Source organism: Burkholderia territorii (assembly GCF_902833055.1).
GTDB classification, from domain to species: domain Bacteria; phylum Pseudomonadota; class Gammaproteobacteria; order Burkholderiales; family Burkholderiaceae; genus Burkholderia; species Burkholderia territorii.
The window spans coordinates 1-226 of the sequence record NZ_CADFEJ010000194.1 but is presented as its reverse complement, the minus strand read 5'-3'; the positions used below and the strand labels follow the sequence as shown (position 1 = coordinate 226).

Annotated in this window: 1 rRNA gene; it reads right to left on the bottom strand. The window is 56.6% G+C overall.

From position 1 onward, the window contains the following. A 23S ribosomal RNA gene (locus HW466_RS31670) occupies positions 1-226 on the bottom strand; the annotation flags it as partial.

Below are 226 nucleotides of genomic sequence, written 5' to 3'. Positions count from 1 at the left end.
ATACTCATCTCGCCCACCTGTGTCGGTTTGCGGTACGGTCATCGTTAGACTGAAGCTTAGAGGCTTTTCTTGGAACCACTTCCAATTGCTTCGCTCCCGAGGGAGCTCGCGCCACACCCTTGAATTACGCGCCCGGATTTGCCTAAGCGCCTTCTCCAATGCAGCGACCGGGACTTCCAACACCCGGACAACCTTCCGCGATCCGTCCCCCCATCGCATCTAACAA